9 protein-coding genes, 1 tRNA gene and 1 pseudogene are annotated in these 15,377 nt (G+C 56.0%); 9 read left to right on the top strand and 2 right to left on the bottom strand.

The window, feature by feature from the left end; all coding sequences use genetic code 11:
• Positions 1 to 246: 246 nt before the first annotated feature.
• From ACNKU7_RS00750 to ACNKU7_RS00715, 8 genes and pseudogenes are all read left to right on the top strand, one after another.
• Positions 247 to 729, top strand: a complete 483-nt coding sequence (locus ACNKU7_RS00750; protein ID WP_418295036.1) for a DUF6795 domain-containing protein — start codon at positions 247 to 249, stop codon at positions 727 to 729.
• Between the two features lie 23 nt (positions 730 to 752).
• Positions 753 to 1,913, top strand: coding sequence for a lipase family protein (locus ACNKU7_RS00745; protein ID WP_418295035.1), 1,161 nt, complete (start codon positions 753 to 755; stop codon positions 1,911 to 1,913).
• 232 nt (positions 1,914 to 2,145) lie between these two features.
• Positions 2,146 to 4,242, top strand: coding sequence for an AsmA family protein (locus ACNKU7_RS00740; RefSeq protein WP_418295034.1), 2,097 nt, complete (start codon positions 2,146 to 2,148; stop codon positions 4,240 to 4,242).
• A gap of 95 nt (positions 4,243 to 4,337) precedes the next feature.
• Positions 4,338 to 5,447 carry an A/G-specific adenine glycosylase gene (gene mutY, locus ACNKU7_RS00735; RefSeq protein ID WP_418295033.1) on the top strand — a complete coding sequence of 370 codons (1,110 nt, stop codon included), beginning with the start codon at positions 4,338 to 4,340 and terminating at the stop codon, positions 5,445 to 5,447.
• A gap of 55 nt (positions 5,448 to 5,502) precedes the next feature.
• Complete coding sequence (locus ACNKU7_RS00730; RefSeq protein ID WP_418295032.1) at positions 5,503 to 5,778, top strand: oxidative damage protection protein; 276 nt, start codon at positions 5,503 to 5,505, stop codon at positions 5,776 to 5,778.
• Positions 5,779 to 5,920: 142 nt separating this feature from the next.
• Positions 5,921 to 5,996 (top strand) — tRNA-Phe (locus ACNKU7_RS00725).
• 287 nt (positions 5,997 to 6,283) lie between these two features.
• Entirely contained in the window at positions 6,284 to 7,414 is a 1,131-nt protein-coding gene (locus tag ACNKU7_RS00720; RefSeq protein ID WP_418295031.1) for a hypothetical protein, read from the top strand.
• Positions 7,415 to 7,510: 96 nt separating this feature from the next.
• Positions 7,511 to 7,738, top strand: a pseudogene (locus tag ACNKU7_RS00715) (transposase); the annotation flags it as partial.
• A 384-nt stretch (positions 7,739 to 8,122) separates the two neighbouring features.
• On the opposite strand, the gene ACNKU7_RS00710 reads toward ACNKU7_RS00715, so the two are convergent.
• Both ACNKU7_RS00710 and ACNKU7_RS00705 read right to left on the bottom strand, forming a co-directional pair.
• The gene (locus ACNKU7_RS00710; protein WP_418295030.1) at positions 8,123 to 10,948 is read right to left on the bottom strand and encodes a DEAD/DEAH box helicase; all 2,826 of its coding nucleotides are present in this window, start codon (positions 10,946 to 10,948) and stop codon (positions 8,123 to 8,125) included.
• Complete coding sequence (locus ACNKU7_RS00705) at positions 10,945 to 12,144, bottom strand: hypothetical protein (protein WP_418295029.1); 1,200 nt, start codon at positions 12,142 to 12,144, stop codon at positions 10,945 to 10,947. The genes ACNKU7_RS00710 and ACNKU7_RS00705 overlap by 4 nt, the downstream gene beginning before the upstream one ends.
• 1,083 nt (positions 12,145 to 13,227) lie before the next feature.
• Here ACNKU7_RS00705 and ACNKU7_RS00700 point away from each other — a divergent pair.
• The gene (locus ACNKU7_RS00700) at positions 13,228 to 15,375 is read left to right on the top strand and encodes a UvrD-helicase domain-containing protein (RefSeq protein ID WP_418295028.1); all 2,148 of its coding nucleotides are present in this window, start codon (positions 13,228 to 13,230) and stop codon (positions 15,373 to 15,375) included.
• The last annotated feature ends 2 nt before the right edge of the window (positions 15,376 to 15,377 follow it).

Here is a 15,377-nt window from a genome sequence, read left to right as displayed (position 1 = left end):
TTAGCCGGGCACTAGCTTCCCCTTCCACCCCGCCATACCTGCCGACACTCACCACGGCCCATCCCAAAAGGGCATTACGCTTCCAGACAAAAACGGCAGTCAGGGCTCGAGCCCCCGTAATTAATTGGCAATAAATCTCACAATAAAAAGAACCATCGTACCAGTTAATTTAAATTTCCTGATATTGACTCGACAGATCAGTCGTTCCAATTACAATGGCCAGACTTGTTTTCCCGGAGAAGAATATTGCAAAAAATTAAATGGATTTTTATTGCAATAATGACCACTGTTTCTTGCTCTAAACCAGGAGTCGCCATGTCAGGTTCCAACCCTATGCGCTCATGCACCTTTTCCGAAATGCACATTGCAATACAGCTCGACGGAAAGCCTGCAAACGGTGCCAAAGTCACTCGAACCGTCGACTGGAGAAAAGAAATAGTTGATGAATTCAATGCGGACGAAAACGGGGAAGTAACGTTACCGGCACAGTTCGAAACTTCTTTCACCAAGTTCCTGCCGATGGAGTTTGTCTCCTCACAATATATAACGGTCGAATTTGACGACAAGGAATATGTGATCTGGAATTACGCCAAAAGGGAAGCCGCACTTAACAGCGAAATGAATGGCAAACCACTCAAGCTTGTGTGCGAACTAAGCAACGAGGCAAAAACCCAGCGGGCATTCGGATCCATCCTCAGCACACCCTGTACCTGGGCCAATGAAGACTGACCATAAAAAAGAAGGGAATCAAAATGGCGCTGCTCACACCGGAATTAAGTGCAAATATTGCCAATGACATTTACCTGATTAAAAACGAAAAAAACAGGCAGCTGTTTTTTGATCTTTATTCAGACCAGTTTGATTTCGAGCCGGGCAACCAGCTGAACGGAAAAACCGGCGCCTTCATAGTCCTGAAAAAAGAGCAGCCTCTGGGCCTGGCCGCACTGGGAACGAAACATCGCACGGGCGAGGCGCTGATTGCAGTCAGGGGCACCGCCAACGGCTACGACGCCCTCACCGACCTCAACGCAGGCCTGAAGCAATTCCACACCGGCGGCCAGGTTCACCAGGGGTTTTTCTACAGCTTCCAGTCGCTACTTCCCGACCTGGAAAAATTCATCGGCAACCTTCCGGCCAAAGTCCACACCATCCATTGCGTAGGCCACAGCCTGGGCGGCGCCCTGGCCACGCTCGTTGCGGATTACCTGAAGGCAAAAAGCGGCCGCACGGTAAAACTGTATACGTTTGGCAGCCCGCGGGTCGGCCTGAACTTTTTCGCGGATGGTGCAGACCGGCGCCTGGGCCAGAACAACATATTTCGCGTATACCACCGCACCGATCCCGTGCCCATGGTACCCACATGGCCATTCATCCACGTTTCCGACAACGGCCCCGGTGACCTCCTGTTAAAGTCCGGCCTGGCCCTCAATCCTGCTGAATACCACCTGATGAAGAACTACATAGCGTCTTTGTCAGGCAACGAGGAAAAGCACAACTGGGACCTGGTGCGCAAGAAACGCCCACCAGCGCCGATCCAGCGCAGCATCCAAAGCTGGCTTGAATCCGACGGCCCACTATCCCTGACCCTGAACACCGCCTGGGTGGCTGCCGAAGCGGTAATGTGGGTTCTGAAGAAAGTGGTGGAACTCGCCGGAATCGCACTGGTGGTCACCGGCAGCTCAACCTTTACGCTGCTGGATCAGCTCGCGATCTTCCTGCAAAAGGCTTACGAATTTGGCAAGAAGCTGTCGCACTGGGTCACGCGCCTGATCATTCGCCTGGGCAAACTGATCGGCATTACCATCAAAGAGGGCACCAACATCACCGTGGCGATCATTCGCAGTGTCTTTTTCCGCGTGCACAACGCAGTATCAGAGCTGGTACTGCGCGCTGGGCGGGGAACCGACGCGTAACCGGCTGCTGGCCGCACCCTGCGGTGCCGAAAAACCGTGTCGACAGGCACGCCACCAACACAGCACCGCCCACCGCGTCTCTCTAATTGAGACGCCAGCCACGCCAATGCAGGTACAAGGTTTCATTTCCGACCGCCACCTGCTTCAATAGTCCGCATCTACGCTACCCCGGCCTCGCCGCCCGGGTAGCGCCACCTTTTTCCGAATTTCCCCAGAATAAGGACACGCCTGTATGGCCTGGATCAAACGCGGACTTTTGTTTCTCGTCATTTTTTTTGCTCTGCTGGCCGGGATCATCGCCTGGTTCCTCACCGGTCTCGATGCCAACCAGTACAAACCCAAAATTCAGGAACTGGCTGCCGAGCAGGGTATCGCCCTGACCCTCGATGGCGATATCGGCTGGCAACTCTGGCCCAATATTGCGCTGAAGCTGGAAGGCGTAAAACTGGCCCCGCTGCCACTGCCGGAAGAGCCGCTGCTGCAGGCCGACAAGGTTGCCGTCGGCGTAGCGCTGATGCCACTGCTGAAAAAACGCATCGAAGCCAAGGAAATCCTGCTGGCAGGCCCGCAGGTGGAACTCACCGTGGGCAAGGACGGCAAAGGCAACTGGGAACTGATCGCCGACGCCATGGAGGCCAAGGCCGAGCTGGATAAACAGCAACAGCAATCCCAGCCGCCCAAACTCGAAGTGCCCGAGAAAGAGACCGGCGAAGAAGCCAGCAGCGAACTGCACCTGGCCCTGGAACAGCTGCGCGTGGAAGACGGCGTGCTGCGCTACACCGACAAAAAGACCGGCACCGAGTACGCGATCAGCAAGCTGCACGTAGGCGCCGACAACCTGGTACCCGGCGGCAAGCCCGGCAAGGTGGCGCTGACCGCGGAGATTGCCGGCAGCGACCTGCCGGAACCCATCACCGTCGATATCGACAGTTCACTGGCGATCGACAAGGGGCTAAACGGCCTGCGCCTGCAGCCCGCCAACATCAAGCTCAGCAGTGCGGAAGGCGCAAAGGCGGAAGTCTCCATGCGCGGCTTTGTGCGCCGCGAAAAGGCCGACCAGCCCTGGCAGATCCAGCTCAACCTCAATACCGAAGTGGCACCGCTCACCGGCTGGCTGGCGGCCGTCGGCAGTGAATACAAAGCCCAGAGCGCCAGCGCGCTGCAGAAGCTGCGAATCGAATCCGACATCAGCGGCACCGACAAACAGCTCAAGCTGGAGCCCCTGCAGCTGACCCTGGACGGCAACGCCCTCAACGGCAGTGCCAGCTACAAAGCCGGCGACGCTCCCTCCGTGGCACTGAGCTTGAGCGGCGGCGAGCTGAATGTGGACGACTACCTGCCGCCGCCGGTTGCCACCCCGGAAGAGCAGGAGCTTGCCGCGGACGTGGCCGCAGCCCAGCCAGTGCCCCTGCCGCTGGAATCCATGCGCGGCTTCAATGCCAAACTGGATCTGAACCTGAAAAAGCTGCGCGCACTGGACTTTGATATCGACGAGCCGCAACTGGCCGTCGACATCAATAACGGCCTCTACCAGCTGAACAAACTGGCCGCCGGCCTCTACGGCGGCCAACTGAACAGCACCGGCGTATTCAACGCGCGCGGCAAATCCGCCCGCGGCGAGCTGAGCGGCGGCCTGACCGGCGTGGAAATTTCCAAGATACAGGAAGCCCTGTTCGCCAGTGACGAACCGGAAGCGGCGGATGCGAACAAAGTGACGCTGTCCGGTAAAACCGATATCACCTGGGTGGCCCAGACCAGTGGCGCCGACACCCTGGCACTGCAGAAAAACCTGAATGCTGCGGTTCAACTGAATGCCGCCGAGCTGGCGCTGGCGCCATTCAACCTGGAAAAAGGCATGTGCCAGCTGGTGAGCTACGCCGAGAAGACGCCAATGCCGGAGAAGGACTGGCCCCAGAGCACCCGCCTGCAGGATCTGCGCGCCAGCGTGAACCTGGATGGCGACATGGCCAAAGTGCAGCAGATCAACGCCGGAGTGGAAAACATCGCACTGACCGGTGACGGCACCGTCGAACTGGAAAAGCAGAAGTTCGACTTCGCCCTCGGCCTGGCACTGGTGGGCAACAAGACCTCCGGCAACGGCTGCTCGGTGCAGAACGACCGCTGGCGCAACCGCCCGCTTCCCCTGCGCTGCAAGGCCAACTTCAACGAGGCCGGCGCCACCACCTGTAAACCGGACAGTCGCCGCCTGGACGACCTGATCCGCGAAGAGCTGAAGTACAAGGCCGAGAAGAAGTACGGCGACAAGGTGAAAGAGAAGGTGGACGACCTCAAGGACAGGTTCAAGGGCCTGTTCAACCGCGGCGACTGAGCCCGCATGCTGTCATACCGCCTCAAGCGGGTATGACGGCGGGCCGGAACACCGTACCATGGGCACCCTCAGCGGTGCCCATTTTCGTTTCAGCCATGCCAAAACCGATTACCCCAAAAAAATTCCAGCAAGACCTGCTCACCTGGTTCGACCAGCACGGGCGCCACGACCTGCCCTGGCAGCAGGACATCAACCCCTACCGGGTGTGGGTATCGGAGATCATGCTGCAGCAGACCCAGGTCAGCGCAGTGATCCCTTACTACCAGCGCTTCATGCAGAGCTTCCCTACCGTGCAAGCACTGGCCGCGGCAACCCAGGACGAAGTACTCGCTCACTGGAGCGGCCTCGGCTACTACGCCCGCGCGCGCAACCTGCACAAATGCGCACAGACGGTGGTCAACCAGCACGGCGGTGAGTTCCCCGCGGATGTAGAGGCCCTGGCCGAACTCCCGGGTATCGGCCGCTCCACCGCCGGCGCCATTGCCAGCATCAGCATGGGCCTCGTCGCGCCGATTCTCGACGGCAACGTAAAGCGCGTGCTCGCACGCATCCACGCGGTTGCAGGCTGGCCGGGGCAGACCGCGGTCGCCAACCAGCTGTGGGAAATCGCCGAGCGCTATACCCCGGAGAGCCGCAGCGGCGATTACACCCAGGCCATGATGGATCTGGGCGCCACCCTCTGCACCCGCTCCAGGCCCGCCTGTGAGCGCTGCCCGTTTACCAGACACTGCACCGCGCGCCTGCAGGGCAACCCCACCGATTACCCCGGCAAAAAGCCCCGCAAGGAGAAGCCGGAGCGCCAGGCTACCCTGCTGCTGATCGAACACGACGGCGAACTGTACCTGGAACAGCGCCCCGCCACCGGCATCTGGGGCGGCCTGTGGATACCACCGCAGCTGGAAGGCGACGACGGTGGCGAAGCCAGCGCGCAGGAATGGCTGGCCGCCCGCGACCTCAGCGCGACTGAAATCCAGCCGCTGCCACCCATGCGCCACACCTTCAGCCATTTCCACCTGGACATTCACCCGGTGTGGATAACCCTGCCGAAGAAGCCCACACAGGTGGCAGAAGGCCCCAGCGGCTGGTATAAACTGCGCCAGCTCGACCGGCCCCGATCCGGACAGGATCTCGGACTGCCGGCACCCATCGCCAAGCTGGTCAAACAGCTGCTGGCGCTTAAAGAGCCATTACTGGCACCGTATTAAGTCGTCTTGCCAGCCCAGGGCATAACGAACCAAACGTGAATTACTAGGAGCACCCATGTCCCGCACCGTCTTCTGCCGCAAGTACCAACAGGAACTGGAAGGACTCCCCAACCCGCCCATGCCCGGCCCCAAAGGCCAGGACATCTTCGAACACGTCTCCGCCAAGGCCTGGCAGGAGTGGATGGCACACCAGACCATGCTCATCAACGAGAAGCGCCTCAACATGATGGAACCCTCCGCCCGCGCCTATTTAAGCGAGCAGATGGCGAAATTCCTCAGCGGCGAAGAGTACGACGCAGCAGAAGGCTTCGTGCCGGAAGGCGACAAATAGACCACCCGAACCCACCAAAGCGACCGCGCAGGAACCGCCGGTCGCAATTGGAAAAACTTTTTATCAATCAAAGGGTTGACTCCCCCAAGCGAAGCGGGTTTAATACGCGCCTCGCTACCGGAGACACCCGGTAAAAAGCGAAGCCCAGATAGCTCAGTCGGTAGAGCAGGGGATTGAAAATCCCCGTGTCGGTGGTTCGATTCCGCCTCTGGGCACCATACAAAAAGCCGCTCCCGAAAGGGTGCGGCTTTTTTTATGGTTCCGAGGGGCGGTTGAGCACCACCGATGTGGTTCGACTAATCGCGCCAGCGATTTGCAACGAGCGCGCCAGCGCGAAGCCCGCAGGGGCGTAATAGCCCTTAGGCTATTACGATTCTTCCGCTCAACCACTGCCGCTGCAGTCCCCCACCAAACCCGAACCCTCACCACCTCCACCCACCAACATTTCCAAACCAAACCCAAACCATTAACATGACCCATATCACAAAAATAAGCAGCGGCACCAATGATCGAACACCTCCTAACTCTAGAACGCAGCATCCCGGAGTCAGTAGCAATGGGAGTTCTAAGTGGTAAGTATTCCGTCCACGGCGGCGTTATCCGTGATGCCGGAGGTAGGATAGTCAGGCACCTTATACCGGCGGCATCTTCAGCCTTGAATCCACTGGGTGTCCTCAGTGCGCCATTCGATATCTTCAATACCTTTCAGCTCCACAACATCGCCAAGACCACCCAGCAGTTGGTCCAGATGAGCCAGGCCACCATGGCCCTCTCCGGCCTGAATCTGGCCGTCAGTGCAGTAAGCTTTGCCGTGCTCTACGCCAGCCTGAAAAAGGTTGAGAACCGAGTAAAGGAGATCGACAAAAAGGTCACCTGGATCAAGACCTTCCTCGATACCGACCGTCGAGCCTCCCTACTTCTTGCGGCAGATGAGCTTGCCTCTTTACCTACCGACATTGGGCATCGCACTCATATCCTGCACTCATCCAGAGAGTCGCTGGGCCACGCGGCCATGCATTACTCCGAGCACCTCGATCAGTCGGATGACCTGCTTGAGGCTATGACTTACCAACACTTCTTCTGTACCGCCTTCCTGATGCGTGCACGATGCAGTGCAGAGCTGGGCATGTTTGATAAAGCCGTTGCTGAGCTCGGAAATGGCAGAAAAGCCTGGAGACAGAAGAGCCAGCGGATCGCCTCAGAGCTTGTTCTGGGGGAAAATCCAGAAAGATTCCTAGAAAAAAAATATGTGGAACTCCTGCCTTCCAGTCAATTAGCCACCTGGATGGACTTCGCGCACAATGAAGACCGCGGTTTTGAGTGGATAGACAACCTGCGTTCCAGAACCTCCAGTTCAACATTCTCCAGAGTGAAAAGCCTGTTTTCAGACAGTCTGGATAAAAATGAACAGGAACTGATCACTTCCATGAACAATATGGTTTCAAGAAATTCAGTCCTGGAAGGCTATGAATCACAGTACCAATTCTTTCTCGAACACAAACTTACCCCATCCGAGTTTGATGCCGGAACCCAAAAAATTTCTAAAGAATCTGCGATTGAAGAACTCTTGATTCTCGCACCCAAAACTGAAGCAACCAGCCAAACTAGTGCCATAACATGCGAACTAACTGATTAACCGAGCTTTTAAAAGCAGGGATTGTAGTGGCCTGCTAATCCCGGACACCAATTTAGGTGGTAAGACAGAGGTGTCTCAAAGGGTAGACAGCGTCGATCCTTTTCCCCAAAGTTCAGACTCGATACTGCTCGTCTGGTCGTGGATCAAGGGTACTCAATATCAGATGACGCGCGCTTTCAGGATATTGGCACAATCGCCATCCGCCACTCGGTGAATCAGCTAGAGGCTGGGCATGGCGGTGAGATGATGGCCAGTAAGGCCCTTACCCCGGAGCAGCAGAGAATTGGCCTAATACGGAAGAGCAGGCTGAGATCCGGCCTATGAAAGAGGCGAGTAACCGAATGTCCGGCGCAAGCATAGATCACAAAACCCATCTTCTCCGACGTGCTATTGATGGAAGCACAGCGACTCGGAGGTGGTTGAGAACCACCGATGTGGTTCCACTAATCGCGCCAGCGATTTACAACGAGCGCGCCAGCGTGAAGCTCGCAGGGGCGTAATAGCCCTTAGGCTATTACGATTCTTCCACCTCTGGGCACTAAACTCGATGTCATCTGGTCATCACTGGTAGATCAAACACAATCTTATTTCCGGATCTTTTTTTAGAATTCTGCGAAGCTAACGCTCTGCACAATACACAACCATCCAATCCAAACCATCAAGGTATCTAAGGATTACCCAAGTCAATTCCGGCCACTAGAATAAAGGCTAAGGCTCTACCCTGCCTATAGCGATAAATTCCCTGAGTTCCGGCAATAGCAACTTAGAAGCGTCACCTTGCAAACCTTCATCCATTCTTCGCTCCACAGAGGAAAGTAGCTCTTTCTCCGCCCCTACCTCAAGCGCGCCATCCTCCCACTTTCTGGTTAACTTCTGCAGCAGAGCCCGAGAGTTTTTGGATACTTTCCCCCCTCCATCCACGCCCCAAATGCTGAACTCCTGATTTCGGCGTATACCAGCAAGGTCTTGCCAACATAGGTAACCTGCTGTCAGCAGCTTTGGCATCGACGACTTATTAGATTCTTGATCAGCAACCTGGCCAAGTTTGATAACGCTGTTCACCCCACCAAATTCATAGCGCCTCGCCTTGTCGAGCAAATAATCGAATAAAAAATGACCTGGCTCTAGCAACTCAATCTCACGAGACTGGCTGGCAATCACTCGATCAAAAGTCACCTTACGGCGGCTGCGACGGGTGCCCAGCTCGTCCATTTGCTGCTCAGAAAACTGCAATGCCCACACCTTATTGCCATGAGAGCGCTCTACAACCTCGATACCAAGTACCGTATACATCCCTTCTGCAAAGCTGTGTAAATGGTGCGATTCGATATTTATCTTGCCTGCCAGCCGGGATGCATCGAAGGTTTCCGCATGCTCAAATAGATCCTTCTGTTTGTCGGCTGACTCTTTGGCTCGCTGCAGCGCCTCTTCGATCCGTTCAGCAGTGCGGTCTATGCTGGTGCCGTTGGCAGCCTCCAGGATCTCTTCAACATCAATCAAGCCAGCAATCTCACCGACGATATCGTCGTGCATGCGCTCATTGAATTCGGAACCAAGCGCAGCCATATCGTTTACAACCTGGTCGATTCGCTCGTACATCAGCTGGGTTATCTGGTCATCCAGGGTGTTCTTAGCCTGCATATTGAAGACCACGACACGCTTCTTTTGGCCGTAGCGATAGAGTCGGCCAATGCGTTGCACCAGTCGCATGGGGTTCCAAGGCAGGTCGTAGTTCACCATGATGTGGCATTTGGACTGGAGGTTTATGCCCTCGCCGCCAGCCTCGGTGGAGATCAGGAACTGGCCTTCACCTTCAAATTGCTGGATCGCCAGTTTGCGCGATGGCTGATCCATGCTGCCATTAATCAGGCTCACCTTGTGTGCACCAAAGTGGTTGGCCAGCGCGTGCTGCAGGTATTCCTGAGTGGAACGGTATTCAGTGAATATCAGGATTTTTTCGTCTGGGTTACGTGCCAGAACCTGCGGAGTAAGCTGCTTAAGAAAGCCATTCAGTTTTTCATCATTGGCGAGGTAAGCTCGACACTTCTCGATTAACTCATCCAGTAATTCCAATTCGCCTTGGAAAAATTCGGTGGCGCTGCTGTCGAACAGTTCCTCGGTCTCACCGATAAAGCGTTCGTCACTCTCGATTGCCGCTTTCTGTTGTTGTCCATCGACCAGCAGGCGCTGCCGTCGACGCTGTAGCGCCGCCATGATGGCTGCTGCACTGGAGGTCGCCAGCTTGCGGTAGACCGTCATCACGAAGCCGATGGCATTGCCTTTGTAGCCGAGTCTGTTACCTGCGGCGTAGCCCTCCTGGAGATATTCCTGCAGTGCCTTATCGAAGGCCACCGCTTCTGGCGAGACCCCCACGCTTATCGACTTGGTCGTCTTGCCCTGGAAAATGAAATTGCCCTCGGCGTCGGTCACGTCGGACTTGTTGTTGCGGAATACCATCTCACCGAGGATCTCGGGGTTCAGCGCGAGGTCGCGGATATCCTCTTTACGTTCAGGGCGCAGCAGTTGCAGCAAGCTCTGGAACTTGTCCTGCTTGCCCTGATGCGGGGTCGCGGTCAGCAACACCATCGCCTTTGTCAGTGGCCGCAAAGTGCGGGCCAGGTCAAAGCGCTGCGAGGAGTCGAATTTCATCCCGTACTGGCGGCGGCTCAGGCGGTGGGCCTCGTCAAAGATCACCAGGTCCCATGGCTCGGCGTGGCGCAGTAGCTCCAAATGTTCATCACTTTTCAGGCGGTCGATGGAGGCGATCACATGGTCGTACATCTTCCAGTGGCGGGGCTCGTCGATGGTGAACTCGTTGCCGTAGATACGGAAGCCATCCAGCCCGAACTTTTCGTAGAGTTCTTCCTGCCATTGCCTAGTCAGGCCTGCGGGAGTGATTAGCAGAATACGCTTTGCTTCCTCTCGACGCTTGAGCGCCGAGATCAGCATGCCGGTTTCAATGGTTTTACCAAGGCCCACATCATCGGCGATCATCCAGTTCAGGTTGCCGGAGTTGACGATGTGGTGCACCAGATGGATCTGGTGGGGCAGCGGGTCGATATCCAGGCCGGAAAGTGCGCCGGTGTTCTGGTGCCAGTTGTCGATGGCGTGGGCCAGAATCCGCAGGCGCATGCGCTCGGCACTGCCGGCTTTCTCAAACTGGTTCAGTTGAAAACGATGCACAGGCCCCTTGATCCACTCCAGCACCTGATACGGCAGCCAGCGTCGTTCACCGGAGTGGAAGAACTCCACCAACACCTGTTCACTACCGGCCACCACTCTGGATTTAATCACCCTGCCCTGGCCCAGGCTTTCCCAGCCGATCATGGTCGCTCGATGCTGGACTTCCATCTGAGGCTTGAAGGCGCTTTGCAGACCGTCGAGGGGTTCGTACTTGTGGTCCTTCAGTTGCGTCCAGAAGACCTTGGCACGCCAGCCGCTGGTTCCCTTGACCGTACCCTGAACAACGCCCAGGCCCATATCATCGCGGGTCACCAGGCAGCCTTTTACCGGTAATAGGGATTCATTGATCATGAAGTTGCCTCTTCGAGCAGGAAGGCGGGTGTACGCCTGACGATCGGCTGTTTTCTGGGGCCGCGGGCTTTCAGGGCGGGAGACTCTTTGGCGGACTCCTTTTTGTCCTTGTTATCTTCTGGCTTTTGCCAGCGCTCCTGCAGCTTATCCATCGGCATATCACTGAATCCGTAGTTGCTGACAGGAGGCCTGTTCACACCGTCGACTCCCATTTCCGTCATTTGCTGTGCAAGCTGGTACCCGTGAGCGGGCTCCAGCGAAAAGGCTTCCGGCTCAGCCCACTCCTCCCCGGTAAAGTGATAGCCCTGACTTGCGGGGAGCAGGCGCGGCGAGGCCGAGAAGCGATAACTGCTGAGATAGCGTTGGAAAACGGGGTAGGTTCGGCGCAGAACAATGTGGCTAATCCAGTACTCGTATTCGTGTTCCAACATCAAGTCCAGCTCTTCAAAAGCAGGAATGGCATCAAACGCCGTTACAATACGGATAGCCAGGCGCCAGCTCAGCAAGCGGTAGGTGGCCTCCGCGCACTCTCCCCTCGCCCAGGCGTGATTCAAGTTGGTCCAGTAGTCCTGCCGTACTTTCCACAAGGCTTTAAGCTCTTGCGCCAGTTCCAGCTGCTCCAGATTGATATCCCGGTCGATGGCCCACTGCATGGCCTTGCGTACCGCCCCACGACCACGTGTGGTGAATACATCGGTCAGGAACGCGAGCCAACCCTCGTCCAGATCGTTTTCCAGCCGGAACTCGATGGCTACCTGTCGGGCGCGCTGCTGCAGCGTGAGCTGTTCGTCGAGCCCCAGCTCGTCGTCCGCCCGGATGTCCTCGTCTTCGCCGGCATCGTCCCACTCATCCAGGGCGAGCAGGTCTTCATAGGAAAAGTCCTCGCTGCAATCCACACTGGTAGGTGAAGCCGTTTCATCCGCTGGCTCTTCGTCGGTATCGTCCTCCTCGAAAAGCAGCTGGGACTGCTGCCAATCTTCGGTGCCCAGATATTCCGAATCGACGTCTTCATCGTCGTCGTAACTCTCAGCTATCGGGGATGGCGAAACGGCTTGGGATTTCTCCGCTGTTGGCGTGGAAGAATCCGGTCGGGTCAGCGCTTCCGGTTCGGGGTCGGGGATTACTGGGACTGGCGCTTCGGAAACGGGAGAAGGCTCGGGGGAGTCAACAATTGCCGGAGTGGGATCGGCTTCCATTTCTCCTTCTGTGGTAGCCGAGACTTGGTTTGTCCTTTCAGGTTCTGAATGTGTAGCAACTTCGCCGGGTTCTGCAGCGGACTCAAAAGCGCTTTTGGTGGCGCGGCTGCGGTAAACGATCTTAGGGCCTTCCGTACTCTCGCTGTCACTATCACCCCGATTGCGTTTCAGTTGTAGCTTTTTACGCGCTGAGGGCGCTTTGGGCACCGGGTCAGTGGGAGGTACTTCGACAACAAAATCTTCCTCTTGGTGAAGAGCTTCCTGCTTCGTCAAGTAATCGAGGTCGTCAGCCGAGGGGAGGTCAAGAAGCTCAAATCCAGGATCGGCTTGTGGGCGTTCCAGGCCAAGATTCCGGTATAGCTTGTCGAGAAAACGATCAACCTCAGGATGGCGCCCATACTCATTGGCGGCACGATCCAGGAGCCGCTGCGCGGTGGTGTAATCCTCTTGCCCGACATGGGCGGACACTTCTCGAAACAGGTTTTTTATTATTATTTCTTTTGTGGACATCAGGCTTACCAGCGCCCCCACTCCAATTCAACCAGGATATTACCGAGGCAGGCAACGGCGAGTTGCCCATCCTCGTCCGTTATGCGCCTGAGCCCTCTGGCTTTCTGCTCCGCTGCTTTCCTGCGCAGATGGCGATGGATATCCCATCCGGCCCATTCCAGCGCTGGGATGATAAATTTTGTACAGATATCACCTTCGGAAAGTTTTTTTTGTCCATTCCAGCGCGGCCCAACCAGTTTTATCGAGTTATTTCAGGCAACCGGAGGATACTACCCGCAAATGTGATGGGTTTCACTCCCCACCCACTCCGGGCAGGCACATGCTCGCCGAGAAAATACAGAGGCGTTATCGACAGAGAGCCCAGGTGATTCCTGAACAAGAAATGCGACTCATATCACATTGTTGCCGTAACCCCCCCCCATCGGTACTATCGTTCCATCGGTACTCGGGTGCGAAACCTGAAACCCGCAAAATAAAAATAACATCCGGCGTATCGCCCCGGAGCTGGTCGATTTTCGAGCTCCACGGTTAGAAGACCTGACCGCCGGAGCCCGACAATCGGGGACGGGAACCATGAAAGACAGACCTTATACCCAGCTCTCCTTCGAGCAGCTGCAAGATCTCTTCGAGAAAAACACGTCTGACGTTGAGATCCTTGAATCCATTCTCGACGAGCTTCGGCACAGGACGAGGAATAAACGCGTACCGAGCCTGTTATCCTGTGTAAGCGCCAAGCTGGATAAGCTGAAGCACGAGCAACCGGAGCCGAAAACAAGTGAGCCATCGCTAACCGGCCAAGGCTCTGATAAAGGCGTGTTCCCCGCTGAAGCGGATGCATTTGTCACGCCTGCGAACTGGGATTCCGAACAGCGCACGGTAATAGAGCTGGATGAAGACGCCTACCGGATAGTGGAGGCAGGCCCCGGCTCCGGCAAGACAGCAGTAGCCTGTGCCCGGGTCGCCCACCTTGTTGAACAAGGCGATCTTGAAGCATCCAAGATTTTTCTGATCAGCTTTACCCGGACAGCCGTCAAGGAACTGCGTGACCGTATCGAGGCGCTTACGGAAGACAAATCCCGGGTCAAAGGGCTCCAGATTCTGACCCTCGACTCCTTTACCTGGCAGGTTCTCAAGGGCCTGAATGAGGGAGATCCGGCCATCCTGATGAGAAGCTATGAAGGTAATATCAAGCGCTTTATAGAGTTACTCGACGATGCAGATGAAGGCCTACTCGACTACCTGCAGGAATTCGAGCATGTCATTCTGGATGAAGGTCAGGATCTGGTAGGGGATCGCGCTGAACTCGCAATGCAGATCATTCGGAATCTGGATCCGGCCTGCGGCGTGACCGTATTCGCTGACAGCGCACAGGCGATTTACGGATTCACTAATGATTCAGAGCAGCGTGACACACACCACTCCCGCACAGTAGTGGAACGACTGATGGCAGAGAGCCGTTCCCAATTCCAAAGACTACGACTGGACAATATCCATCGCACAACCGACCCGAACCTGAAACGCCTTTTCACCCAGGGGAGAGAAAGGCTGCTTGACCGGGTGGAAAGCAATAAATCCGGCTGGAAAGAAATGAAGCAGCTGATTGCGAGCTGTGCCCACGGCAAGGTAGGACCTGCGACCAAACAGGACATTGCTGAAAAGTCCGACCACCTTGTGCTCTACCGCACCCGCGCAGAAGTGCTGATGGACTCGGCCTTTCTGTGGAAAGACGGTATCAATCACAAAATTCGCATGTCAGGTATGCCAGAGCGGGTTCATCCATGGATAGGACACCTCTTCGCACAATACGGTGATGATCTCATCGAGCAACAACAGTTCAGTGAGCTATGTGAAGCACATGGTGTTGAAGCGCCAAGCCTGAACAGTGAAACCGTTGAAAACGCATGGACACTCCTCCGCAAGATGGCCGGTACCCGTGACCGGAAGGTAAAAGTATCCCGACTGCGGGAGCTGGTTGGCCGGGACAGACCACCGATTGAACTCCTGGTCGACGAAAGCGAACTGCCCGGAGCGACGCTGGGGACAATCCACGCCTCCAAGGGGCGCGAGGCCAATCAGGTTCACCTGATGCTGCCTCCGGATTCGTCTATAGACGACAATCCGGAATCCGACTATGTAAAGAGCCCGGCTGAAATTGCCGAGGAAGAGCGCGTACTTTTCGTTGGTGCAACACGTGCACGAAAACGACTGATGGTTGGGCAGGGCAACAAGCTGTATTCGTCGCGATACGATGGCAGAAGAACCTACAGGAAGCCACGCAAAGACAAGAATGCGCGCATGATTGAAGTCGGTCTTGGCGGCGATATTGACCCTTTATCACTGGCTGATGAACGACTGGAGATCGACCATGCAGAGCTCCAGCAGTGGCTCTGGGAAAATTCGAAAACACCTGTTGAGCTCGAAATATTCTACGAACATACATTGAAGGCCAATATCATCAGGGTCGCAGAAACCGGACGAATAATCGGGCTTATGTCCAGGACATTCTCGTATGACCTCTGGGGGATTGGCAGAATCGTGAGCGAAAAAAATGGTGCCAAAAGCCTCCGCCCCAGCAGCAAAATCAGACATATCAGGATGACCGGAGCAACAACGCTGGTTATTCCCGAGGCACACCGGGAGCAGCTGTTGCCCCCGTGGCGCCATAGTGGATTCTTGCTTGCACCGGTAATCACCGGATTTCCAAAGGTCTTCTTCAACTAGCA

The sequence above is a fragment of the Microbulbifer weihaiensis genome (assembly GCF_048323715.1).
Lineage (GTDB): Bacteria > Pseudomonadota > Gammaproteobacteria > Pseudomonadales > Cellvibrionaceae > Microbulbifer.
This window is presented reverse-complemented; position numbering and strand designations above follow the sequence as displayed.

What these genes read in the sequence shown, in the direction of transcription:
- ACNKU7_RS00745 (WP_418295035.1), top strand. Translation starts at nt 753, where the DNA reads ATGGCGCTGCTCACACCGGAATTAAGTGCAAATATTGCCAATGACATT.
- ACNKU7_RS00740 (WP_418295034.1), top strand. Translation starts at nt 2,146, where the DNA reads ATGGCCTGGATCAAACGCGGACTTTTGTTTCTCGTCATTTTTTTTGCT.
- mutY (WP_418295033.1), top strand. Translation starts at nt 4,338, where the DNA reads ATGCCAAAACCGATTACCCCAAAAAAATTCCAGCAAGACCTGCTCACC.
- ACNKU7_RS00730 (WP_418295032.1), top strand. Translation starts at nt 5,503, where the DNA reads ATGTCCCGCACCGTCTTCTGCCGCAAGTACCAACAGGAACTGGAAGGA.
- ACNKU7_RS00720 (WP_418295031.1), top strand. Translation starts at nt 6,284, where the DNA reads ATGATCGAACACCTCCTAACTCTAGAACGCAGCATCCCGGAGTCAGTA.
- ACNKU7_RS00710 (WP_418295030.1), bottom strand. Translation starts at nt 10,948, where the DNA reads ATGATCAATGAATCCCTATTACCGGTAAAAGGCTGCCTGGTGACCCGC.
- ACNKU7_RS00705 (WP_418295029.1), bottom strand. Translation starts at nt 12,144, where the DNA reads ATGGAAGCCGATCCCACTCCGGCAATTGTTGACTCCCCCGAGCCTTCT.
- ACNKU7_RS00700 (WP_418295028.1), top strand. Translation starts at nt 13,228, where the DNA reads ATGAAAGACAGACCTTATACCCAGCTCTCCTTCGAGCAGCTGCAAGAT.